The sequence below is a fragment of the Pseudomonas sp. UBA6323 genome (genome assembly GCF_002439135.1).
Lineage (GTDB): Bacteria > Pseudomonadota > Gammaproteobacteria > Pseudomonadales > Pseudomonadaceae > Aquipseudomonas.
On the sequence record NZ_DJSX01000048.1, the window covers coordinates 1 to 21,689 of the forward strand.

The window sequence follows — 21,689 nt, forward strand, 5'->3', positions numbered from 1 at the left end:
ATCGTGGTGGTGGCCCTGGGCTTCCTCTACAACATCGGCATGACCCTGCTCAAAGGTCGCAAGACCACGGTCAGCGTGGTGATGATGACCGGCCTGATCGGCCTGGCGGTAATGTTCCTGTTCTCCTTCTTCAACCCGGAAAACCTCGCCCGCGACAAGTACTACTGGTGGTGGGTGGTACATCTGTGGGTGGAAGGCGTGTGGGAACTGATCATGGGCGCGATGCTGGCCTTCGTGCTGATCAAGGTCACCGGCGTCGACCGCGAGGTGATCGAGAAGTGGCTCTACGTGATCATCGCCATGGCCCTGATCACCGGCATCATCGGCACCGGCCACCACTACTTCTGGATCGGCGCACCAGGCGTATGGCTGTGGCTGGGTTCGATCTTCTCGGCCCTGGAACCGCTGCCGTTCTTCGCCATGGTGCTGTTCGCCTTCAACATGGTGCGCCGTCGTCGTCGCCAACACCCCAACCGCGCCGCCGGCCTGTGGGCACTGGGCACCACCGTGACCGCTTTCTTCGGTGCCGGCGTGTGGGGCTTCCTGCACACCCTGGCACCGGTGAACTACTACACCCACGGCACCCAGTTGACCGCCGCCCATGGCCACCTGGCGTTCTACGGGGCCTACGCGATGATCGTCATGACCATGATCTCCTACGCCATGCCGCGCCTACGTGGCATCGGTGAGGCGCCACAGGAAAGCGCCCAACGCGTCGAGATCGCCGGCTTCTGGCTGATGACCATCTCCATGGTGCTGATCACCCTGCTGCTGACCGCCGCCGGCGCCGCGCAGATCTGGCTGCAACGCTGGCCGAGCGACAACGAGGCCATGGCCTTCGTGGCCACCATGGACCAGCTGGCGCCGTACTTCTGGGCGCGCCTGGTTGCCGGTATCGGCTTCGCCCTCGGCCTGGTCTGCTACCTGCTGAGCTTCATCCAGCGCAAGAACATCGTGATGGCCACCGCCTGATCGACGACAAGGGGTAACGGTGGGAGGCGCTTCAGCGGCGACAGTCGTGGTTGAAGCCCTCCCACATCTCATTTTCAGGGAGTCGGGTATGGCCTTCAGCATCGAAGTCGAGGAATGGGTCGGCAGCGTCTGGCACCGTTTCATCACCCGCCGCAGCGACCCGGACTTCACCCACGCCCAGGTGCAGCTGAGCGACCAGCAGCGTGCCCTGGCCCTGCTCTTTCACGCCATTGGCGGTGCCAGTGGCGTACAGATCCAGGCCGCGCAGCCGCGTGAACTGTTGTTGCGGCGCAGCCTGCTGCAACAGGTCGCTGGCACCTGCAGGCAGATGCCGGTGGCCTGGCGCGATGCGCAGAACATGCGCCTGCCGCCGACCCTCGCCGTGTTCCCGCAGGCCGAGCTGAACCGTGAGCTGTACCGCTGGCTGGCGATGCTCGGCGCGGTCGCCGACGGCATGCGCCACTGGGGGCGTGACAACCAGCGCTGGGTGAACGAGTTGCTGCAACGCTACCCGGCCATGCGCCCTCGCTACCAACGGCTGGTCGACGCGCACCTGCGCCTGCGGCCCGCCCCCGACAGCCTGCCACCCGCCAGTGCGGCGCTGGAGCGTGACCTGCGCCAGGCGCTGCGTGAGCCCGGCAGCGTCACCCATTTCGCCCACGACGAACGTGCCCCCTGGCCATTGCCGCTGTGGCTGTATCCGCCGCAGGGTCAGGGCCCCGGCGCCTCCAGCGAACTGCCCGAGGAAGGTGAAGGCAGCGCCCGCAACCCCAACCCGGCGCAGCGCTCACTGCGCAAGCGCGCCTCGCGCATCGACGACACCAGCGGCAAGGGCGGCCTGCTGCTGTTCCGCCTGGAGAATTTGTTCAGCTGGTCCGAACACGTGCAACTGGACCGCTGCAACGATGACAGCGAGGACCTCGATGCCGCCCGCGTGGCCGAGGACCTCGACGAGCTGACCCTGTCGCGCCAGCGCACGCGCAAGGGCGGCGGCCTGCATCTGGACCTCGACCTGCCATCGCCGGAGCAGGACGATGTGCCGCTAGGTGCGGGACTGCACCTGCCGGAGTGGGATTACCGGCGCTCGGCCCTGCTCGAACGCCACGTCAGCTTGCAAATCTTCCACCCCCACGCGGCCGAGGCGCTGCCGTTGCCGACGCACCTGGCATTGTCGGCACGGCGTCTGCGCCGCCAGTTCGAGGTATTGCGCAACGACCGCCAATGGCTACGCCAGCAGCCACAGGGCAGCGAGCTGGACCTCAGCGCCTGGCTCGATTTCCAGGTGCAGCGTCAGCAGGGCAAGGCCTGCGAGAAGGGCCTGTTCCTCGAACAGCGCAGCACGCGCCGCGAGCTGGCCTGCCTGCTGCTCGCCGACCTGTCGATGTCCACCGAATCGCACCTCAACGACGAGCAACGGGTCATCGACGTCATCCAGGACAGCCTGCTGCTGTTCGCCGAGGCGCTGTCGGCGGCTGGTGACGATTTCGCCCTGTATGGCTTCTCCTCGTTGCGCCGCCAGCAGGTGCGCATGCAGGAACTCAAGCCGTTCGGCCAGCGCTACGACGAGCAGGCGCGCGGGCGCATCCTCGCCGTGCGCCCCGGCTACTACACGCGCATGGGCGCTGCCATCCGCCAGGCCACCCGCCTGCTCGGCGAGCGCCAGCAGAGCCAGCGCCTGCTGTTGCTGGTCACCGATGGCAAGCCCAACGACCTCGACCTCTACGAAGGCCGTTACGGCGTGGAGGACACCCGCGAGGCGGTGCTCGAAGCCCGCCGCGCCGGCGTGCTGCCGTTCTGCATCACCATCGACCAGCAGGCCGGCGACTACCTGCCGTACATGTTCGGCGCCGGCGGCTACACGCTGATCGACAAACCGCAGCATCTGCCGCTGTACCTGCCGCAGCTGTATCGGCAACTGACAAGGCGCTGAATAGAGGTGTTGTGTGGCCGCGACGGGGCGCCTGGCTTGCCCGCGAATGGTTGAAGAGCCCGCGGACAAGGCTAGGCGCCCCCGTCGCTCCCACAATTAGTGGCTACCACAACCGAGTCAACAAACGGATAAAAAAAGGGATGGCCGAGGCCATCCCTGAAGGTTGAGGCTGGTGAAGGCCTCCTATGAAAACGGTTGCTCAGGCAGCGTTGTCGCTGTTGTAGATCTCGCGATCCAGCTCTTTCTCGCTGCTGCCCACCAGTGTGGTGGTCATCAGGTCGCCGGCGACGTTCACCGTGGTGCGCGCCATGTCGAGGATGCGGTCGATACCGGCGATCAGCGCCACGCCTTCCAGCGGCAGGCCGACCGAGGTCAGCACCAGGCCGAGCATGATCAGGCCGGCGCCGGGTACACCGGCGGTGCCGACCGAAGCCAAGGTGGCGGTGAGGATGATCATCAGGTACTGGCCGGCATTCAGATCGACGCCGAAGGCCTGGGCGATGAACAGCGCCAGCACGCCCTGGTAGATTGCGGTGCCGTCCATGTTGATGGTGGCGCCTACCGGCAGCACGAAGCCGGCCACGCCCTGCGACACACCGAGGTTCTTGCGCGCGCACTCGATGGACACAGGCAGGGTGCCGGAGCTGCTCGAGGTACTGAAGGCCACCGCCAGCGCCGGGGCGATGCCACGGAAGAAACGCAGCGGGCTGAGGCGCGCCAGGCCACCGATCAGACCGCCGTAGATAAGCAGCATGTGGGCGATGCTGGCCAGGTAGATCACGCCGATCACACCGGCCAGCGGCAGCAGCACCTCGATGCCGTGGGAGGCGACCACGCCGGCGATCAGCGCGAACACGCCGATGGGGGCGAAGCGCATCACCAGGTCGGTGAGCTTGTAGAACACCTCGGCCAAGCCGTCGAAGAGACGGACCACCGGCGCGGCCTTTTCGCCCACCAAATTCATGCTCACGCCCAGGGCGATGGCGAAGACGATGATCTGCAGGATGTTGCCTTCGGCGAAGGCGGTCACCGGGTTGGTCGGCACCAGGCCCACCAGGATCTGCACCAGCGAGGGCGCCTGCTTGGCCTCTTCGCTGCCGCTGGCGACCATGTTCATGCCTTCGCCGGGGTTGAACAGGGTGCCGAACAGCAAGCCGATGCTCACCGCAAAGGCCGTGCTGACCAGGTAGATGGCGATGGTCTTGACGCTGATGCGGCCAAGCTTGGCGCTGTCGCTCATGGCGGTGATACCGGCTACCAGGGAGACGAACACCAGCGGCACGATGAGCATCTTGATCGCGTTGAGAAACAGCGCGCCGACCGGCGCCAGCGCCAGGGCGCCGCTCTTGAACAGCATGCCGACCACAACGCCGAGCACCAGGCCGATAAGGATCTGCTGCCACAGCGGTACGCGGGCAAGGAGGGAAGGGGAAGCGGTATTGCTCTGACTCATATGGTTGTACACCCGGATTGTCGTTGTTGTGGGGCCGTCTGTGCGGCCTTAGGTGATGCCACCCTCGGCGCAGGCGCCGGGGCGGAAACGAGCACGCCGCCCAAGGGGGCGGCGTGCGTCATTCGATGAATCAGCCCTGCAGCGGAACCAGACGCGGGGCGATCATGTTCTCGGGGCGCAGGATGTCGGCCAGGGTGGCCTCGTCCAGCAGCTGCTCCTCGCGCACCAGCTCCAGCACGCCGCGCCCACTTTCCAGAGCGACCTTGGCGATGCGGGTGGCGTTTTCGTAGCCGATGTAGGGGTTGAGCGCGGTGATCAGACCGATGGAGTTTTCCATCAGTTCGCGGCAGCGCGCCTCGTTGGCGGTGATGCCGTCGATGCACAGCTCACGCAGCATGTCCATGGCGCGGGTGAGCAGGCGGATCGAGTCGAAGATCTTGTAGGCAATCAGCGGCTCCATCACGTTCAGCTGCAGTTGGCCGCCTTCGGCTGCCATGGTCAGCGCCAGGTCGTTGCCGATCACTTCGAAGGCCACCTGGTTGACCGCCTCGGGGATCACCGGGTTGACCTTGCCCGGCATGATCGAACTGCCCGGCTGACGCGCCGGCAGATTGATCTCGTTGATGCCGGTACGCGGGCCGCTGGACAGCAAGCGCAGGTCGTTGCAGATCTTCGACAGCTTGACCGCGGTGCGCTTGAGCATGCCGGAGAACAGCACGAAGGCGCCCATGTCGCTGGTGGCTTCGATCAGGTCGGCAGCCGGGGTCAGCGGGTGACCGCTGATGATGGCCAGGCGCTTGACCGCCAGGGCCTGGTATTTCGGGTCGGCGTTGATGCCGGTGCCAATGGCGGTGCCGCCCAGGTTGACCTCGGTGAGCAGGGTCGGCGCCAGCAGCTTCAGGTGCTGCAGATCTTCGCCGAGGGTGGTGGCGAAGGCGCGGAACTCCTGGCCGAGGGTCATCGGCACCGCGTCCTGCAGCTGGGTACGGCCCATCTTCAGCACGTGGTCGAACTCCAGGCCCTTGGCGGCGAACGACTGAATCAGTTTGTCCAGTGCGCTCAGCAGGCTGTCGTGACCCAGCAGCAGGCCAAGGCGGATGGCGGTCGGGTAGGCGTCGTTGGTCGACTGCGCCATGTTCACGTCGTTGTTCGGGTGCAGGTGCTGGTACTGACCCTTCTCATGCCCCATGGCTTCGAGGGCGATGTTGGCGATCACCTCGTTGGCGTTCATGTTGGTCGAGGTGCCGGCGCCGCCCTGGATCATGTCGACCACGAACTGATCGTGGAACTCGCCCTGAATGATGCGTGCGCAGGCCGTGCTGATCGCCGTGTGCTTGGCGGCGGACAGATGGCCCAGCTCGCGGTTGGCGTCAGCCGAAGCCTGCTTGACCATGGCCAGGCCGATCACCAGCTTCGGGTAGTGCGACAGCGGCACGCCGGACAGACGGAAGTTCTGCACGGCGCGCAGAGTCTGGATGCCGTAATAGGCTTCAGCGGGGACTTCGAGGGTGCCGAGCAGGTCTTTTTCGACGCGAACAAATGCAGCGCAGGACATGATAGAGATGACTCTTGGGGAATACGGCGAGTGCCGCGATCCCCATAGAATATGGGCTCGTACCGTCTCGCTACCAATGCCGTTGCTTGCTGCCCTATGCGCAATCGGCATAATGTGGATGTGACCGCGGGATAGCGACAAACGTAGGGTGGGTTAGCCGCGTGCTGCATTGCCGAATATCACGTCGCTCGAAACGCGGCGTAACCCACCATTGGCGCAACGCGATCCATCGCCTGGTGGGTTACGCGACGCGCCACGGCAGCTGGACCAGCCAAACCGTGTAGCCCGGATGCAATCCGGGGCAACGTGACGGGCCAACCCCGGATTGCATCCGGGCTACGGAGACTCGATGAACCTGGAAACCAAATGGCTGGAAGACTTCGTCGCCCTGGCCGCTACGCGCAGTTTCTCTCAGGCGGCCGAGAAGCGCTTCGTCACCCAGCCGGCGTTCAGCCGGCGCATCCGCAGCCTGGAGTCCATGCTCGGCCTGACCCTGGTCGACCGCTCCTGCACCCCCATCGAACTGACCGAGGCCGGCCGCCTGTTTCTGGTCACCGCGCGCAGCCTGGTCGAGCAGCTCGGCGAGGTGGTGCGCCATCTGCACAATTTGGAAGGTCAGCAGGGCGAGGTGCTGTCGATTGCCGCCGCCCACTCGCTGACCCTGGGCTTCTTCCCGGAATGGATCGCCCGCCTGCGCCGCGAAGGCCTGCCGCTGACCACCCGCCTGGTGGCGACCAACGTCGGCGAGGCGGTGCATTCGTTGCGTGAGGGCGCCTGCGATCTGATCCTTGCCTACTACGACCCCGATGCCGCGCTGCAGATGGACCCGGCGATCTTCCCATCGCTGCATATGGGGGCGACCTCGATGCTGCCGGTATGCGCGGTGAACGAGTCCGGCGCGCCGCTGTACGACCTCGACGGCGGGCAGAGCGTACCGCTGCTGGCCTACAGCGCCGGTGCCTTTCTCGGTCGGTCGGTCAACCTGCTGCTGCGCCAGCGCGCCCTGCGCTCGACCACCGTGTACGAAACCGCCATGGCAGACAGCCTCAAGAGCATGGCCCTGCAGGGCATGGGCGTGGCCTGGGTGCCACGGCTATCGGTGACTGCGGAACTGGCCCGCGGCGAACTGGCCATCTGTGGCGCAGAGCAGTGGCAGATCCCGCTGGAAATCCGCCTGTACCGCTGCGCCCTGGTGCGCAAGGCAGCGGTGCGTTTGCTGTGGCGCAAGCTGGAGACGGGAGAGGTGGGGGGCTAACCTGCGCCTCACCGGCAGGCATTGACGTGCGGCCCTTATTTAGCGAGTTCAAATTACGCTGGTCACGCTGAACATTCACGCTACTTGGTGATTACGAAAGCGTTGTCTTCATCAGACTGGCAGGTAAATGCCCAGTCCCCCGTCGTCAGGGTCAGGCAACTGGCGTCGTCCCTGGTTTGGGTAAATGTTTGGCCTTCTTTCAAGCTCTCGGCCCAGTAGCCATCGGTCGCCATCAACAGGGCACGGTTTGCAGGCACTTCAAACTCGACAATGTCGGGGGCGACAAAGCGGCGAGCATTGAGTGATCGGGTCAGGACATGCCTAGACCCTTCTTGTACCTGTTGGTCGAGGGTATGAGGTGTCGTTTGCCATTCGATGGCTTCGGCTTGGTGTAATCCCATGTGACAATCACCGAGATAAAAAACCTGCGCCACTCTTGTTCGCGTGTTCAAGCGCAGCAGACAGTAGCTGGCAACCTTCCCCAGAAAATGCTGGCGTAAGGCACGCTGCTCCTGAGCAAAAATGCTGAGCACAGCTTGCTGATCTGCATTGACGGAGTGCTGCAGTAGAGAGCCGATGATGTGCCTGGCCCAATGACCGGCGAATATCTTGCTTTGATCACTCCTGGCAGCCGCGTCGACCAGATGGCATAGCAGCCATTCGCCCTGGCGAGCGATTGCCACAGCATCGTTGTTGCTCGTGCGCTCGCTACCTTGGCAACTGCGCCACAGCAACTGCATCAGCTTGGCCTCGTTTTCGCCAGTTGCTCCAGACGGATATACAGGCGACTTTCGCGCGCTCTATCGCCTTGGGTCTGGCTCTGTACCGCCATCTGAAAATAGCCATCACTCAGCAGGCGACCGAGCTCGTCGGCGACGGCATCCCATAGTTCATTAGGCGCTGCCTTGATCTCGGCGATCAGCTCTTCGCGGCCGTCGACCAAGGCCAGCACATCTTCGATATCACGGCTGCCCAATGCATCGTTTTGCCCGCGCCCTTTCCAGGCGTCTAGCTTGGTCGCCAGGAAGTAAGCGGGCGTTACCAGTCGAATACGCTGCCCATCCGGTAAGGTATGCGGCAGAGCTGTAGCCAAGGCGTCGTGATACCAACGGTTGGTAAAACCCAGCACGGCTTCATCATCTGGCATGAAATCCACGCGCATGCCATCGAGCTTCATGGCGCAAATCGGCAGTGTTTCATCGGCGGCAGGTGGCACGATGCGAAAGCCCCGGGCCTGCAGTTGCTCCTGTAGTGCGGCGAAGCCCACTGTGCCCAGTACATGCACGATCAGGTCGACATCATCGGTGCTGCGTACTTGCTCGCGGGTAAAGGGGTCGGTTAACAGCAGGCCTGTAGTGGCCCCGCCGACGAACGCCATGCGCTCGCCCAGTTCCGGCCCCAGAGCTTGCGCCACTCGGGCAATCATCTGCAATAACTGATGCTGAATGTCCGTCATCAGCCTGCCACCAGGCGCTCGTGCAATAGCTCGATCGCCAACTTACGTTCGCGCGGTTGCCCCAGCCGCACGGCATCGACCAGAGCCAGCAGCTCGTACAGCAAGGGATCACGCTCAGCTGCTTGCGGGCAGCTCTTGAACAACGGCTCGACCGCCTGGCCCATGGTTTTGCCATAAGCATCCGGCCAGACAAGCTCCAGTTCGCCGGCATTGAGCAAGCGCCTACGCAACATCGGTGCGGAAAAAGCCGTAGCTGTGCCTCGAGTCAGTTCGCCTTTGCGCGCGGGAAACACATAACGCACGCCGTGTACGATGAAGTCGAACAAGGCCTGAGCATTGGCGCGTGGCGTATCCGTTTTCCGATCGCGATAGGCCAGGCCGACATCCAGGCAGCGGTTCAGAGCCAGATTGAGCTGGGTCTTGCTGATACCTGTTTCGACCTCTAGACCGCGTGCCGTGAAGTCGTAAAGTGCCTGATCGCTGATGAGCGATTCGTCTGCTTCCTGCTCAAGCGTTCCGGCGCGCTTCTGACTGATCTCCATGGCACTCAGCTTGAGTAGCAGCCCGATGTCTTGACTTTTCATGTTCGGCTTATCCTGCTTGTCCCTAGTCCCAGGACTCGGGACAAGCATGGCTCGACCTCAAGCTTATGGCAAGAGCGGTTACCGCAGGCGGCACGGGATTTTCGTTTGCTCGTATGTTGGGCGCCTGTTGTAACTCAAAGTGTTTTTACCAAATCACAGGCCTGCGCCCAGGTAATCGCGCCATCCAATGGATCTGTCTCGAACACCATCCGGTACCGGTATTTTCGCCCGGCTTGTGCTTCCCAGAGGCTTCCCAGTTCGATCTTTGCAGCGCTGTCGGAGTTGTCTCTATCGCTGCCTTTGGTTTCCAGCAGCACGATCACTCCTGACTGCAGGCACACGATAAAGTCGGGGTAATGATTGAGCGCCCCGTTGAGCACGAAACCTTTGTTGGCAAGGTTACGGTGCCACCAGCGCACGTTTTCGCAGTCCATCAGGAAGTCGGCCATATCCTCTTCCAGGCCATTACCCCATTCTTCACGTAGGTACAGGCTGTTTTCTGTAGCGATGGCAGAGGTGTGCCGAGGTGCGATCTCGCTCGGCAGCGCATGGCTTTCGCGCAGCTCAATCTTACCCAGGCCAAGCCATTCTTTAAAACGTTTGCGCGCGAATTGCTGAATTTCCTTGCGTACACGTTTGCGAATGGCATCGACATAAGCGTGCTGTTGCTCTACGACCAACTCCAGGTCCCCGGGGCTCAGCCGCGCCAGGATCTTGTTGATGTAGGCCAGCAAATCAATGTCAGCCAATGGCGGCATCTTGCCGATCCAGTTGTTGACCAGCCCGCTCAATTGCCGTCGTTTGGCATCCGCATCCAGGTTCGACAGATAGTCGCGCCAGCGGCGAATTTCCTGATCTTTGAGTCTTACCCGCGTAGGCTCGTAATCCCCTGCCGACTCCCCGACCTTGAGCAAATCCAGCTTGATCAGATCGCCGCTTGCTGGCGCCACGGCAAAGTCATTGACGTCGCAATCTGCAATCTGAAAGCCCGACAGCAAGGCATCACGTTCGAGAAAGACATGCCCCTGCTCGAACAGAGAACCTGGCGTTATCTGAAAGAACTGCGGTAAGCGCAAGGTTGCGACCTGCTCGGCAAAGACTTGGCGAATCGGGTAAACATCCATGGCGTTTCTTACTTCCTGTGCCTGGTAGTGGCCGTTCAACGCCTGGCTAGCCTGCTCAAGCTCGGCGTTGGCCTGCAGGGCAAACGCCAGAATATCTTCAACCAATGCGTTGGCTGCGCTGCTAACAGGCGGTTGCGCTGGCGCCGTGTTTGGTGAGTCAAAGAGCGATCCAGATGTGCTCGATGGTGGCGTTTTTCCTGTGCTAGGCACCACGGCTACCGCCCCCTGAGCCTCGTCGCGGGCACGGAAGTCCCGACGGCTGAATCCGGCCCGGTTAAGGCCTGCAACGATCTTTTCCAGCGTCTGGCCGAACTGTGCCGAAGAGGTCAGCACATAACTCATGTTCAACTGCTCACGACCATGCGGGCGCACATAAGGTTGGCGCAGGATGCGGCCAAGAATCTGCTCCACATCCACGGCAGACGAGCGATCAGCCAGGGTAGCCAGGATGTATGCGAACGGGCAGTCCCAGCCTTCCTTGAGCGCATTGATGGTAATGATGAAGCGTACCGGGCAATCCGCCGCGCTCAGGTCGATACCTTTCAGTTCGTCCAGATTGGCCGTTTTGATCTTGATACACTCTTCTGGCACACCGCGATTGAGCAGTTCGGCCTTGGCCTTCTCGAAGGTCAGAGCGGCATCCTTGCTCTTGCTTTCGGCCTGCACCAGCACGATAGGTCTGATCCGGCAGCCGCCGTCTGCTTGCTCGGCGCTTGCCTCGGCTTCCAGGCGAGCGCGCAAATCGATGGCGCGGCTAAGCACTGCCTCCTGATCCGGCAGGTTTTGCACGATGACCGGGAGCTTGACCATGTGCTGATCACGCAGCGCCATCGCGTCGGCGAAGCTGATGATATTGGCGCCGTCGCGCGGCGTGGCCGTCAGCTCAAACACAAAAGCGGGGTTGAGGTTACAGAGCATCTCCTGAGAGAGGCCGCTGGTGACGTTATGGCTCTCGTCGACGATGACTACCGGGTTCAGGCCGGCCATGGCCGCGACCAGCGAGGCGGGGTCGGTGCCCTCTGCCAGCGCCAATGCGGTTTCACTGAAGTCTTCCAGCGCACTGTTTTCCTGGTACAGCTTGCGGTTTTCTTTATTGCTCGCGCGCAGGCTGTCGTAGCTGAGCACCGTCAGCACCAAACCGTCGCGTACTTCGTCCAGGCTGAACTGGCCGCCGGCGAGCAATTCGTTCTTGTCCAGCACCGTTACCCGGCCATCGAACAAACGGTTGAGCGTCTGCCGGTATGGGTGATCGGGGTTACGTAACGCCTTTAGCACTTGCTGCAGGATCGACAGCGACGGCACCAGCCAGATACACAGCCGTGCATCTCCCTGGCGCCGCTGCAGCCCCCGGAAAATAGCCTCCGTCGCATGCAGACCAATCAGGGTCTTGCCGCCTGCCGTGGGCACCTTGGCGCACACTTGCGGGGCGCTGTGCTGCGCGGCTTTATAGCCTGGCATCTTTACCGCGCCGACTTCGTCCCAATGGGCACGGTAAGCCAGCACGCTATCGTTGCAGGCTTGCCAGCGCTTGATGAATTTCTCCAGGTCGCGGATCACCTGGCTCTGATAGTTGTTCAGTTCCATTGTGGTGACTCCTTAAAGCCGGGTGATATCGCGAGGGATCTTCTTGAAGCGCAGGTTGTGCCGGCGCATCAACTCCTCGCCCAATGCCAACTGATCGGCATAGAACAGGGTCGGGCCGGGCGTCTGGATCAGCTCGTTGAGCAGATCCATATCCAGACAGGTGATGCGCTCGGGCTCGTAACAGAAGAACACTCGCTGACCATTGGCTTCGCCGAGCCAGTAGCGATGTCGGGGATTGTCGAGGGGCGCCAATTCATGCCGAGGAATGCACTCCAACCAGGCGATATAGCTGCGAATGGCTGGCAGGCCGACAGCAGGGTTGAGCTGTTGCTGTGAGTCGAACAGCGGTTCGCCTAAACGCTGGAAGGTGAAGGCACCACCCAGCCCGGCCACCGCCTTGTCGCCCTCGCCATAGCCGCTCATGACCCGTCGCACACGCTCGGCAGTCAGGCTGTCGGCGTAGTCCATCATCTCGATCAGGATAAAGCGGCGATTACCGCCATCCTGGGCATTGAGTTTCAGGACGGCATGAGCCGTGGTGCCGGAGCCAGCGAAAGAATCGAGGATGATGGAGTTCTCAGCAGTTGCCAGTTGAAGGATACGTTCAATTAAAGCACTTGGTTTAGGCGTATCAAAAGAGGCGCTGTCTCGGAAAATTGAACGCATTTCATTTTTCGATGAGCGATTACTTCCTACTGAATCTTTCCCCCATATGGTACGGGGCACTAGATCTGATACTTCGCTCAAGTAGCGCTTAATGCTTGGCCTGGCGTCTCCTGTTGACCCCCACCAAATTCTGCCCTGACTATTTAGTTCTTCAAACTTACTCTCCGATATTCTCCAATAACGTCCTGGAGGCGGGCTAAAGATTCTACCAGTCGGGCCTGTAATACTGTATTTGCCTTTGGAGTATGGTTTATTGGCAAAAGGATCTCCTGGAATCCACGCTCCATTCAAATCTGCGTCAGGATTTTGATAAATAGAATTTGCTTCTTCCGTCCTAGCCAATCGAGCGGGAGTCCAATCGGTCTGTTTCGAATAGACATATATATAATCGTGATCAACAGAAAATTGACGCGCAGAATTTCGAGGTGAGTCGGCTTTTTCCCAAACTATACATGCTACGAAGTTCTGTGATCCAAATATTTCATCCATTACTGGGCGCAATAAGCCAGAGGCATTATCGTCTATCGATATCCATATGGAACCATCATTGGCTAATAGGCGATGCAATAACTTTAACCTTGGATACATCATGCACAGCCACTTATCGTGGCGGCTCATATCCTCGCCTTCCTCGCCTACAACTTGTCCTAGCCACTTCTTGATACGTGGATCGTTGACGTTATCGTTGTACACCCAGCCTTCATTGCCCGTGTTGTAGGGCGGGTCGATATAGATGCATTGCACCTTGCACTCGAACTCGGGCAGCAGGCTTTTCAGCGCTTCCAGGTTGTCGCCCTGGATGATGCGGTTATCCGTGCTGTTACCTGGTGTGCCTGCAGGTGCCTGGTAGTGGTCGTCGTCGAGCAGTACCCGGTAGGGCACGTCACGGTGGTGGTGTTTGACCTTGTCCTTTCCGACCCAATGCAGCGTTGGCATGCGTTTCGCCTTGTCCTGAAACCGCTCGATGCAATGATCAGTCGAGCTATTTGCTTTAAAGGCAAAATCATAAAGTAATTTGCTTTGATTGTTTTGCCTGAAAGGCAAGGCGGGGCAAAGAATCGCGCCCCATGCACATCGGCCAAGTCATCTACGCGCTGCGCCAGGAGCGCCAGCTCACTCAGGAAAAATTGGCACTGGAGGTCGAAACGGCCACCAGCAACCTGTCGCGCATCGAGCAAGGTAAGAGCAGTCCATCCCTGGCATTGCTGGAGCGTCTAGCAAGGGCTCTGAATACCAGTGTGACCGCAATCTACGCGGAAGCTGAGGGCTTCAAAATCGAATCGGGAGCGGTGCTGTCTGTGCGAGAAACGCACGAGACGGACTATTCACGTGAGGCGCTTCAGCTAAGGCAAGGTTTCCGCGATCTGTCGCCAGCCAATCAGAAGCTGGCCCTTGAGTTCATGCGGTTATTGAGCCGGCTCGAGCGCGAAGAAAGCTAGGCACGCAGCCTGGGTTGAGCCCAGCGAAACCCTAGGAACTGGACTGCTCTGAGTCCGTTTCGGTCTTAACAGTTGCTAACGCCGCGCGGTATAACGCGCAGCGCCGCAAACGCAAGTGCTCACGCAGAGCGTGGGCACCTCGGTAAAGCCCCTCCCACAAAAGCGACGCACTCTGTGGGAGGGGCTTCAGCCGCGAGCGGTTGGTGACGAATCACTTACCCGACTTGATCGAGGTCCAGGCCCGCGTACGCACGCGCTCGATCTTCTGCGGCAACGGCTGCACCACGTACAGCGACTTCTGCATTTCCGCTGTCGGCGTCAGGTCATGGTCGGCGGCGATTTCCGCGCCCACCAGTTCCATGCCCGGCACGTTGGGGTTGGGATAGCCGAGGAAATCGCTGATCGGCGCGATCACCTCGGGTTCGAGCAGGTGGTTGATGAAGGCGTGGGCTTCGTCGGCATTGTGCGCACTCTTGGGGATGGCCCAGGTGTCGAACCAGATCGGCGCGCCTTCCTTGGGCAGGCGCCAGTTGATCGTCACGCCGTTGCCGGCTTCCTTGGCGCGGTTGGCGAACTGGTAGAAGCTGCCGGAATAGCCGACAGCCACGCAGATGTCGCCGTTGGCGATGTCGGTCATGTACTTGGCCGAATGAAAGTAGGTCACGTACGGACGCACTTTCAGCAGCAGCTCGGTGACCTTGTCGTAGTCGGCCGGGTTGCTGCTGTTGGGGTCGAGGCCCATGTAGTGCAGGGCGATGGGGATGATCTCGGTAGGCGAGTCGAGCATGGCCACGCCGCAGGACTTCAGCTTCTCCATGTACTCGGGCTTGAACACCAGATCCCAGCTGTTGACCGGGGCATCGTCACCGAGCGCGGCCTTGACCTTGTCCGGGTTGTAGCCGATCAACACGGTGCCGTACATGTAGGGCACGCCGTACTGGTTGCCCGGATCGTTCTTCTCCAGCAGGCCGAGCAACACCGGGTCGAGGTTCTTCCAGTTGGGGATCTTCGACTTGTCCAGCGGGGCGAACACGCCGGCCTTGATCTGGGTTTCGAGGAACTGGTTGGACGGGATCACCAGGTCATAGCCGGAGTTGCCGGTGAGCAGCTTGGCCTCCAGCGCCTCGTTGGTCTCGAAGGTGTCCCAGGTGATCTGGATGCCGGACTCATTCTGGAAATCCTTGGGCACGGACGGCAGGATGTAGTCCGCCCAGTTGTACACGCGCAGCTCCTTGGCCTGCACCGCACCGCTGAGCAGGGTGGCGCCGCACAGGGCGGCGCCGAGCATCTGTTTGATGGCTTTCATCGTGTATGTCACCCCTGAAGTGTCGTTATTGTTTGGCAGATTCCTGATCACTGATTAAGGCGCCAGTCAGGCGCCCTCGAACCCTTCCAGTACGTTGACCGCGTTGATGCCGATGGCCTCCACCGCATAGCCGCCTTCCATGATGAACAGCGTCGGCAGGCCCAGCGCGGCGATGCGCCGGCCCATGGCCAGGTAGTCCGGGCTGTCGAGCTTGAACTGCGAAATCGGGTCTTCCATGTAGGTGTCCACGCCCAGCGACACCACCAGCACCTCGGCGCCGTATTCTGCGATGCGCTGGCAGGCCTGTTCCAGCGCCGCACTCCAGGTCTCCCAGGAGCTGCCCATGGGCAACGGGTAATTGAAGTTGTAGCCCTCGCCTGCACCCTCGCCCAGTTCGTCGGCATAACCGAGGAAGAACGGGAACTCCTCGGCCGGGTCGCCGTGGATCGAGGCGAACAGCACGTCGCTGCGCTGGTAGAAGATGTCTTGAGTACCGTTGCCGTGGTGGTAGTCCACGTCGAGGATCGCGACCTTCTTGCGGCCCTGATCGACGAAGGCCTGGGCGGCGATGGCGGCGTTGTTCAGGTAGCAGTAGCCGCCCATCACGTCGCCGGCGGCGTGGTGGCCTGGCGGACGGCACAGGGCAAAAGCGCTGTGGGCGCCGTTGGCGATCTCGGCTTGGGCGCTCAGCGCCACCTGCGCGGCGCTGTAGGCGGCCTGCCAGGTGCCGGCGGTGATCGGCGCGCCACCGTCGAAGCTGTAGTAGCCGAGCTGGCCGTGCAGGTCGTTGGGAATCATCGGCCGCAGGGTGCGCGCCGGCCAGGTAAACGGCAGCAGGTCGCCCTTGCCACCCTGCGCCTGCCAGCGCGCCCAGGCGCCCCGGAAGAATTCCAGATAGGCCTTGCTGTGGATGCGCTCGATGGGCGCCAGGCCGAAATCCTTCGGCGCGCGAACCTCGCCGAGCTGGCGATTCTGCACGCGGGCGAGGATGTGATCGGCGCGCTGCGGCTTCTCGAAACAGGGCATCAGTTGCCCGTCGATCAGCTCGCATTTGCCGTGGTGCAGGTGGTGGTCGTCACTGTAGTAGGTGAGCATGCAGGGCGCTCCAGGCATCGTTGTTGTGCCTGTATTGTTCGCCTGCTCGGCCAGCATCGAGAACGCTGGCAACGGCCAAAAGGGGATCGAAATGGCCAGATTGCAGTGGCGCACATCCCATGTCCGGCGGTGCTGTGGGAGGCGCTTTTAGCGGCGAGCCTCTATCGCGGCTGAAGCCGCTCCTACGGATCGAGGGGTTCTCATGTTCCCCGTGGGGTACATATCGGAAGCTGCGCGTTCGCAGCCAAGTGCTGTCGACCAGGGCAAGCGGGCGCAGAGCGACCAGTCAGGGGATGCGCTTCAGCGGCGAGCCTTTATCGCGGCTGAAGCCGCTCCCACGAGGTGGCTGGTGGCCCTACTGCAATCGGGAAAGGCGCCGGGCATTCCCGGACTGCGTCCGCACTACGCGCGAAAGCGACTCGGCGCCACGCCACTCCAGCGCTGGAAGGCATGGCGGAAGCTGGCGGTCTCGCTGAAGCCGAGCGCTTCGGCGATGCGATACACCGGCCATTGCTCCTCATTGAGCAGCGCCTTGGCGCGTTCGAAGCGCAGCTCGTCAAGCTGGCCCTGGTAACTGGTGCCGAGTTCCTGCAGGTGACGGCGCAGGGTGCGCGGCGAACAGTGCATCTGCTGCGCCAGGTTCTCCAGCCCCGGCGGCTCGGCCAGTTGCGCGGCGAGCAGTTGGCGCACCCGCTCCAGCCAGGCCTGGCGACTGCCGAACTCGACGTTCAGGCGCCGGCAGCGCTCGACCATGTCGCCATGGGTAACGCTGTCGGCCAGCGGCAGGCGGCGCTCCAGCAGCTCGGCGGGAAAGGCGAAGGCGTTGCGCGGCGCCGCGAAGCGCAGCGGACAGGCAAAGCTGTGTGCATAGCGCTTCACGTAGCGCGGCCTGGCATGGCTGAACTCGGCGCACGCCAACGGCAACGGCTGGCGCAGCAGCTCGTCGCCAATCAGCTTCAGCGAGGCCAGGCACATCTCCACGTTGAACACTTCCAGCGCCTCGGCATGGCGATAGCCGCTGGCGCTGATCCAGGCCAGTTCGCCTTCCACCTGCAGGTCGAGCCGAAAATAGGTGCCGAGCAGTGCCGGGTACTGCAGCAGCAGGCGCCAGGCGTCACCAAAGGTGGCAGCCGAGAGCGCGGCGTAACCGAGCAGCCCATAGGAGGAAACATGCAGGCTGCGCCCCAACTCGAGGCCCAGGTCGGCACGCAAGGCCAGGGCATTGGCGCACACCTGCAGCTCCTGCACCCGGGTGATGCGCGCATCGGCATTGTCCAGGTCGGCCGCACCAATCCCGCTCCCGGCCAGCAATTGCGGGCGCAACTCGGGCTGCTCGGCGAAGCGTTGCAGGATCAGGGAAACCACGTGCAGGGTGGTCAGCGAGGCGTGCAGCATGATGCATTCCGTCGGTGCAGGAGGGAGAAAAGAACGCAAGAAGCATGCCTCGCGCTTCTCGCGTTGAGAGGCATTCAGGTCCACGTCGTGTACTCGCGCAAGGTCAGCAAAGGTTGCGCGTGCTAGAGTCCGCTGCCGTTTTCAAGGATGAACCTCATGCGAAACTCGCTCCGTGCCGCCTTTTTACCCGCTTGCCTGCTACTCGCCGCGTGCGGGCAGGAGCCCCAGGTCGAATTGCGTTTCGACGAGTCCATTCGCCAGGGCGCCGGCATTGACGGCTCCTATCTCGAAAGCCTGCAGCAGCAGTTTCAGGCGCTCGGCTATCTCCCGGGGCATCTGCGTTACACCCTGGTCGATGGTGATGAGCAGGCGCTTAGGGTCCGGCTGCAATCCAAGCCATTGGACGCCACGCAACGTGAAGCCCTGACCGAACGCTTCACGCCGATCGTGCAGGCCAGGGAACACTGGCCGGCCACACTCGAAATCACCGGTATTGAGGACGAACTGCCGACGCCGCTGCGTACCTCATTCATCGCCCAAGGTCGTCCGTTTATGGTCAAGCGGGAGAACGGCAATGCGTTCAACAGACCGTCTTCGCTGGAGGAAGTGTTCTGCCGTATCGAAGTGAAGCTGAATGAGCAACTGCCACCGCTGAGCTTTCAACGCGCCCGCAACCGGGGCGACGAAGACCAGGCGGGCAGCTTGGGCCAACTCTATCTGGACCGGGAAAACGAACGCACGCCGGCCAGGCTGCGCTTCAGCGATCCGGAGTTGCAAAAGGCCGTCGACGAACGACAGATAGAGGTGATCATCGATAACGACGACTACCTTACGTCCCCCATCAAGAAACTGGTGTTCGAGATCGGCAGCATGGGCAAACACTTTCTACTCGGGCAACGCACGCTGCTGGGGGACCGTTATTACGACGATTGCACCCACATGGCCGTGGAGGCCGGGCGGCCCTTCAACCTGTTCATGGGTAAGGGGATCGATCGCCTGACCGCGTTCGAGCTGCTCGACAGCGAAGGCTGATGCCCCGCCCGAAGGCGGGGATCGCTGTCAGCGGTTACGCAGAATGGCGTTGATGAAGTCGCCCTGATTCGGTTCGTCTTTGAGGGTGGTGAACTGCAGTTGCCCATCCTGCTCGCGCAACTTCATGCTCTCGCCGAAGCGGCAGTCGACGCCCTTGAGGGTCTTGGCTTCGGTCTTGTAGCGATCGTCCCTGCCGCACAGGTAGGCCATCTGGTTGACCACCTCGCCACAGAAGCTCGGCACGCTGAGCTTGATCAGTTGCTCGTCGCTGATCGCGCTCCAGTCGACCTGGGTCGTCAGCGGCGTGCCGCAAGCTTTGGAAGCTTCGCTATCCATTTCCTGCAGGCGGGCGCTGTAGTCGGCCAGACGCTGCTTGCGATCGAAGGCCGCGAGGCGCGCCTGAACGCCGTCCTTTTCCTGCTTCTCATAGAGGGCGAGGAGGTCCTTGGGCTTGAGCGCCTTGGTCTTGTCCTCGCTGTAGCTGAGTTCGAAGCCCTGGGTATTGGGCAGGTTGAGCTGGTAGCTCTCGCCACCCCAGGCACGGCGCTTGTTCAGCAGGTTGTAGTCACGGCCATCGAGACGGACGCCATAATCGCGCTGCTCGTTGCCCAGCTCGCGCACCTCGGTGAGAAAAACCACCTCGTCGAGCGGGTGGTTGATACCACGTACCTGCACCAGAGCCTGCTTGCCGTCGGCAGAGGGGGCCAGCGCCAGGCTCACGCCCTGGCCGGCGTCGAATACCTGCGGATGCTTGGCCAGCTCGATGGCCGAAACCTGAAAGGACAGCAGGGAGAGGGCAAAAAACGGAAGGTAGGCTTTCATGGGGCACGTCCTTGTACGGATGAAGGGCGCACAGTATAGCCAGCCGCCTGGCGGCAATCTGTGCGCCCTTGCGCGTCCGCGCTGTAGGAAAATGGCCCGTCCAGCGCCTTCGCGGCTCAGAACTGCAGTACCACCCGCCCCTCGATCTGTCCGCCGCGCATCTGCTCGAAGATGCCGTTGATGTTGTCCAGGCTGTCGCTGCTCACCGTGGCCTTGACCAAACCCTCACCGGCGAAGTCCAGCGCCTCCTGCAGATCGGCGCGGGTGCCGACGATGGAGCCGGTGATGCTGATGGCCTTGAGCACAACGTCGAAGATCGGCGTGGGGAAGTCACCCGGCGGCAGGCCGACCAGCGCCACCGTACCGTGCCGGCGCGCCATACCGATGGCCTGGCCGAAGGCCGCATTGGACACCGCGGTGACCAGCACGCCGTGGGCGCCGCCGATATCGCGCTGCACCACCTCGGCCGGATTTTCGTTGCGGGCGTTGATGGTCAGACTGGCGCCGAGCTTGCGCGCCAGCTCCAGCTTGGCATCGTCCACATCCACCGCGACCACGTGCAGGCCCATCGCGCGCGCATACTGCACGGCGACGTGGCCGAGACCGCCAATACCGGAGATCGCCACCCACTGGCCGGGGCGCGCCTTGGTTTCCTTGAGGCCCTTGTACACCGTCACGCCTGCGCAAAGTATCGGCGCGATTTCCAGGAAATCGACGCTTTTCGGCAGGATGCCGACGTAGTTCGGATCAGCCAGCACGTATTCGGCGTAACCGCCGTTGATCGAATAGCCGGTGTTCTGCTGGCTCTCGCAGAGCGTCTCCCAGCCGGTCAGGCAGTGCTCGCAACAGCCACAGGCGGTGTACAGCCAGGGCACGCCGACGCGGTCGCCTTCCTTCACCCGGGTCACACCGCTGCCAACCGCTGCCACGTAGCCGACGCCTTCGTGGCCGGGAATGAACGGCAGGCTCGGCTTCACCGGCCAGTCGCCTTCGGCTGCGTGCAGGTCGGTGTGGCATACACCGGAAGCTTCGATCTTCACCAGAATCTGCCCCGGGCCGGGCAGTGGTGTCTTTACTTCCTCGATACGCAGCGGCTGCCCGAAAGCATGGACGACTGCGGCTTTCATGGTCTGGTTCATAGGCTGTTCCTCTTCCATGCGAGTGTCTGGCCAGTGTGCGCGCGCAGCCCGCGCCGACATTGCTCCAGAGCAAGGTTTAGGCGCTTTTTCCGCATGGCCACGGCCGGCATGACAAACGGTCGTCGCCACTGCCCGACGACGGCGGCTTTGCGTTATACTGCGCGGCCTTCGGCCGGCAGCGCCCGGCTACAACGAATCATGACAAGCCACGCTGGCCCGCCCGCGTGGCTTGTTGGTTTTTGACGCGCCGCGAGGCGCCCGAGAGAAGAGGCACTTTGATGAGCGCACTGGTTGGCGTGATCATGGGCTCCAAGTCCGACTGGTCCACCCTTAGCCACACCGCCGAGATGCTGGACAAGCTGGGCATTCCCCACGAGGTCAAGGTGGTCTCCGCCCACCGCACCCCGGATCTGCTGTTCCAGTACGCCGAAGAGGCCGAGGCCCGCGGTATCCAGGTGATCATCGCCGGTGCCGGTGGCGCCGCTCACCTGCCGGGCATGTGCGCGGCCAAGACTCACCTGCCGGTGCTCGGCGTGCCGGTGCAGTCGTCCATGCTCTCGGGCGTCGACTCGCTGCTGTCGATCGTACAGATGCCAGCCGGCATCCCGGTTGCCACCCTGGCCATCGGTAAGGCCGGTGCGGTCAACGCGGCCCTGCTCGCCGCCAGCATCCTCGGTCACCAGCACCCGCAGTTCCACGCGGCGTTGAAGCAGTTCCGCGAGGAACAGACCGAGACCGTACTGAGCAACCCGGACCCGCGCGAGGCCTGAAGCCCATTCCATCAGGAGCTGCGACACGGCGCATTTGCACGCCGTCCGCTGCTCGGAATGCTCATTTACCGGGGTAAACTCCGCTTCCTGCGCTGCGGGCAGCGTTCAACTG

Annotated in this window: 18 protein-coding genes; 6 read left to right on the top strand and 12 right to left on the bottom strand. The window is 62.2% G+C overall.

Going from position 1 to position 21,689, the window contains the following annotated elements:
- Together B3P22_RS11115 and B3P22_RS11120 are read left to right on the top strand one after the other, a co-directional pair.
- The coding region (locus B3P22_RS11115; protein ID WP_296271029.1) for a cbb3-type cytochrome c oxidase subunit I at positions 1 to 972 on the top strand (972 nt) is incomplete at its 5' end.
- 88 nt (positions 973 to 1,060) lie between these two features.
- The gene (locus B3P22_RS11120) at positions 1,061 to 2,902 is read left to right on the top strand and encodes a nitric oxide reductase activation protein NorD (RefSeq protein ID WP_296271030.1); all 1,842 of its coding nucleotides are present in this window, start codon (positions 1,061 to 1,063) and stop codon (positions 2,900 to 2,902) included.
- Positions 2,903 to 3,101: 199 nt separating this feature from the next.
- On the opposite strand, the gene B3P22_RS11125 is transcribed toward B3P22_RS11120, so the two are convergent.
- Positions 3,102 to 4,355, bottom strand: a complete 1,254-nt coding sequence (locus tag B3P22_RS11125; protein WP_296271031.1) for a dicarboxylate/amino acid:cation symporter — start codon at positions 4,353 to 4,355, stop codon at positions 3,102 to 3,104.
- Between the two features lie 130 nt (positions 4,356 to 4,485).
- A complete protein-coding gene (gene aspA, locus B3P22_RS11130) occupies positions 4,486 to 5,910 on the bottom strand; it encodes an aspartate ammonia-lyase (RefSeq protein ID WP_296271032.1) in 1,425 nt (474 codons plus the stop codon).
- 349 nt (positions 5,911 to 6,259) lie between these two features.
- Here aspA and B3P22_RS11135 point away from each other — a divergent pair, with 349 nt between their 5' ends.
- Complete coding sequence (locus tag B3P22_RS11135; RefSeq protein WP_296271033.1) at positions 6,260 to 7,165, top strand: LysR substrate-binding domain-containing protein; 906 nt, start codon at positions 6,260 to 6,262, stop codon at positions 7,163 to 7,165.
- 80 nt (positions 7,166 to 7,245) lie between these two features.
- On the opposite strand, the gene B3P22_RS11140 is transcribed toward B3P22_RS11135, so the two are convergent.
- From B3P22_RS11140 to B3P22_RS11160, 5 genes are all read right to left on the bottom strand, one after another.
- Positions 7,246 to 7,905, bottom strand: a complete 660-nt coding sequence (locus B3P22_RS11140) for a hypothetical protein (RefSeq protein WP_296271034.1) — start codon at positions 7,903 to 7,905, stop codon at positions 7,246 to 7,248.
- Complete coding sequence (locus B3P22_RS11145; protein WP_296271035.1) at positions 7,905 to 8,543, bottom strand: hypothetical protein; 639 nt, start codon at positions 8,541 to 8,543, stop codon at positions 7,905 to 7,907. Before B3P22_RS11145 ends, B3P22_RS11140 begins: the two co-directional genes overlap by 1 nt.
- A gap of 77 nt (positions 8,544 to 8,620) precedes the next feature.
- Positions 8,621 to 9,163, bottom strand: coding sequence for a hypothetical protein (locus B3P22_RS11150; RefSeq protein ID WP_296271036.1), 543 nt, complete (start codon positions 9,161 to 9,163; stop codon positions 8,621 to 8,623).
- A gap of 176 nt (positions 9,164 to 9,339) precedes the next feature.
- Positions 9,340 to 11,913, bottom strand: a complete 2,574-nt coding sequence (locus tag B3P22_RS11155; protein ID WP_296271037.1) for a DEAD/DEAH box helicase — start codon at positions 11,911 to 11,913, stop codon at positions 9,340 to 9,342.
- 12 nt (positions 11,914 to 11,925) lie between these two features.
- The gene (locus B3P22_RS11160) at positions 11,926 to 13,515 is read right to left on the bottom strand and encodes a site-specific DNA-methyltransferase (RefSeq protein ID WP_296271038.1); all 1,590 of its coding nucleotides are present in this window, start codon (positions 13,513 to 13,515) and stop codon (positions 11,926 to 11,928) included.
- A gap of 131 nt (positions 13,516 to 13,646) precedes the next feature.
- Here B3P22_RS11160 and B3P22_RS11165 point away from each other — a divergent pair, with 131 nt between their 5' ends.
- Positions 13,647 to 14,018, top strand: coding sequence for a helix-turn-helix domain-containing protein (locus B3P22_RS11165; protein WP_296271039.1), 372 nt, complete (start codon positions 13,647 to 13,649; stop codon positions 14,016 to 14,018).
- 211 nt (positions 14,019 to 14,229) lie between these two features.
- Here B3P22_RS11165 and B3P22_RS11170 read toward each other — a convergent pair whose 3' ends face one another.
- The 3 genes from B3P22_RS11170 to B3P22_RS11180 all read right to left on the bottom strand — a co-directional run bounded on the left by B3P22_RS11170 (position 14,230) and on the right by B3P22_RS11180 (position 17,814).
- Positions 14,230 to 15,324 carry a polyamine ABC transporter substrate-binding protein gene (locus B3P22_RS11170; RefSeq protein WP_296271040.1) on the bottom strand — a complete coding sequence of 365 codons (1,095 nt, stop codon included), beginning with the start codon at positions 15,322 to 15,324 and terminating at the stop codon, positions 14,230 to 14,232.
- Positions 15,325 to 15,390: 66 nt separating this feature from the next.
- Positions 15,391 to 16,419: a histone deacetylase family protein gene (locus B3P22_RS11175; RefSeq protein WP_296271041.1), complete on the bottom strand. Its 1,029-nt coding sequence runs from the start codon at positions 16,417 to 16,419 to the stop codon at positions 15,391 to 15,393.
- Positions 16,420 to 16,821: 402 nt separating this feature from the next.
- Positions 16,822 to 17,814, bottom strand: a complete 993-nt coding sequence (locus tag B3P22_RS11180; RefSeq protein ID WP_296271042.1) for an AraC family transcriptional regulator — start codon at positions 17,812 to 17,814, stop codon at positions 16,822 to 16,824.
- A gap of 156 nt (positions 17,815 to 17,970) precedes the next feature.
- Between B3P22_RS11180 and B3P22_RS11185 the strand changes: the two genes are divergently transcribed.
- Complete coding sequence (locus B3P22_RS11185) at positions 17,971 to 18,846, top strand: hypothetical protein (RefSeq protein ID WP_296271043.1); 876 nt, start codon at positions 17,971 to 17,973, stop codon at positions 18,844 to 18,846.
- Between the two features lie 27 nt (positions 18,847 to 18,873).
- Here the strand turns inward: B3P22_RS11185 and B3P22_RS11190 are convergent, their stop codons facing one another.
- The gene (locus tag B3P22_RS11190; protein ID WP_296271044.1) at positions 18,874 to 19,668 is read right to left on the bottom strand and encodes a hypothetical protein; all 795 of its coding nucleotides are present in this window, start codon (positions 19,666 to 19,668) and stop codon (positions 18,874 to 18,876) included.
- A gap of 116 nt (positions 19,669 to 19,784) precedes the next feature.
- Positions 19,785 to 20,807 (bottom strand): alcohol dehydrogenase AdhP, encoded by a 1,023-nt coding sequence (gene adhP, locus B3P22_RS11195; RefSeq protein ID WP_296271045.1) that lies wholly within the window; start codon positions 20,805 to 20,807, stop codon positions 19,785 to 19,787.
- A 278-nt stretch (positions 20,808 to 21,085) separates the two neighbouring features.
- Between adhP and purE the strand changes: the two genes are divergently transcribed.
- Positions 21,086 to 21,577: a 5-(carboxyamino)imidazole ribonucleotide mutase gene (gene purE, locus B3P22_RS11200; RefSeq protein WP_037054038.1), complete on the top strand. Its 492-nt coding sequence runs from the start codon at positions 21,086 to 21,088 to the stop codon at positions 21,575 to 21,577.
- The last annotated feature ends 112 nt before the right edge of the window (positions 21,578 to 21,689 follow it).

Coding starts and splice junctions, on each gene's coding strand:
- purE (WP_037054038.1), top strand. CDS start 21,086: ATGAGCGCACTGGTTGGCGTGATCATGGGCTCCAAGTCCGACTGGTCC.
- B3P22_RS11140 (WP_296271034.1), bottom strand. CDS start 7,905: ATGCAGTTGCTGTGGCGCAGTTGCCAAGGTAGCGAGCGCACGAGCAAC.
- B3P22_RS11180 (WP_296271042.1), bottom strand. CDS start 17,814: ATGCTGCACGCCTCGCTGACCACCCTGCACGTGGTTTCCCTGATCCTG.
- aspA (WP_296271032.1), bottom strand. CDS start 5,910: ATGTCCTGCGCTGCATTTGTTCGCGTCGAAAAAGACCTGCTCGGCACC.
- B3P22_RS11190 (WP_296271044.1), bottom strand. CDS start 19,668: ATGAAAGCCTACCTTCCGTTTTTTGCCCTCTCCCTGCTGTCCTTTCAG.
- B3P22_RS11155 (WP_296271037.1), bottom strand. CDS start 11,913: ATGGAACTGAACAACTATCAGAGCCAGGTGATCCGCGACCTGGAGAAA.
- B3P22_RS11125 (WP_296271031.1), bottom strand. CDS start 4,355: ATGAGTCAGAGCAATACCGCTTCCCCTTCCCTCCTTGCCCGCGTACCG.
- B3P22_RS11175 (WP_296271041.1), bottom strand. CDS start 16,419: ATGCTCACCTACTACAGTGACGACCACCACCTGCACCACGGCAAATGC.
- B3P22_RS11145 (WP_296271035.1), bottom strand. CDS start 8,543: ATGGCGTTCGTCGGCGGGGCCACTACAGGCCTGCTGTTAACCGACCCC.
- B3P22_RS11135 (WP_296271033.1), top strand. CDS start 6,260: ATGAACCTGGAAACCAAATGGCTGGAAGACTTCGTCGCCCTGGCCGCT.
- B3P22_RS11160 (WP_296271038.1), bottom strand. CDS start 13,515: ATGCCAACGCTGCATTGGGTCGGAAAGGACAAGGTCAAACACCACCAC.
- B3P22_RS11185 (WP_296271043.1), top strand. CDS start 17,971: ATGCGAAACTCGCTCCGTGCCGCCTTTTTACCCGCTTGCCTGCTACTC.
- adhP (WP_296271045.1), bottom strand. CDS start 20,807: ATGAACCAGACCATGAAAGCCGCAGTCGTCCATGCTTTCGGGCAGCCG.
- B3P22_RS11150 (WP_296271036.1), bottom strand. CDS start 9,163: ATGGAGATCAGTCAGAAGCGCGCCGGAACGCTTGAGCAGGAAGCAGAC.
- B3P22_RS11120 (WP_296271030.1), top strand. CDS start 1,061: ATGGCCTTCAGCATCGAAGTCGAGGAATGGGTCGGCAGCGTCTGGCAC.
- B3P22_RS11170 (WP_296271040.1), bottom strand. CDS start 15,324: ATGAAAGCCATCAAACAGATGCTCGGCGCCGCCCTGTGCGGCGCCACC.
- B3P22_RS11165 (WP_296271039.1), top strand. CDS start 13,647: ATGCACATCGGCCAAGTCATCTACGCGCTGCGCCAGGAGCGCCAGCTC.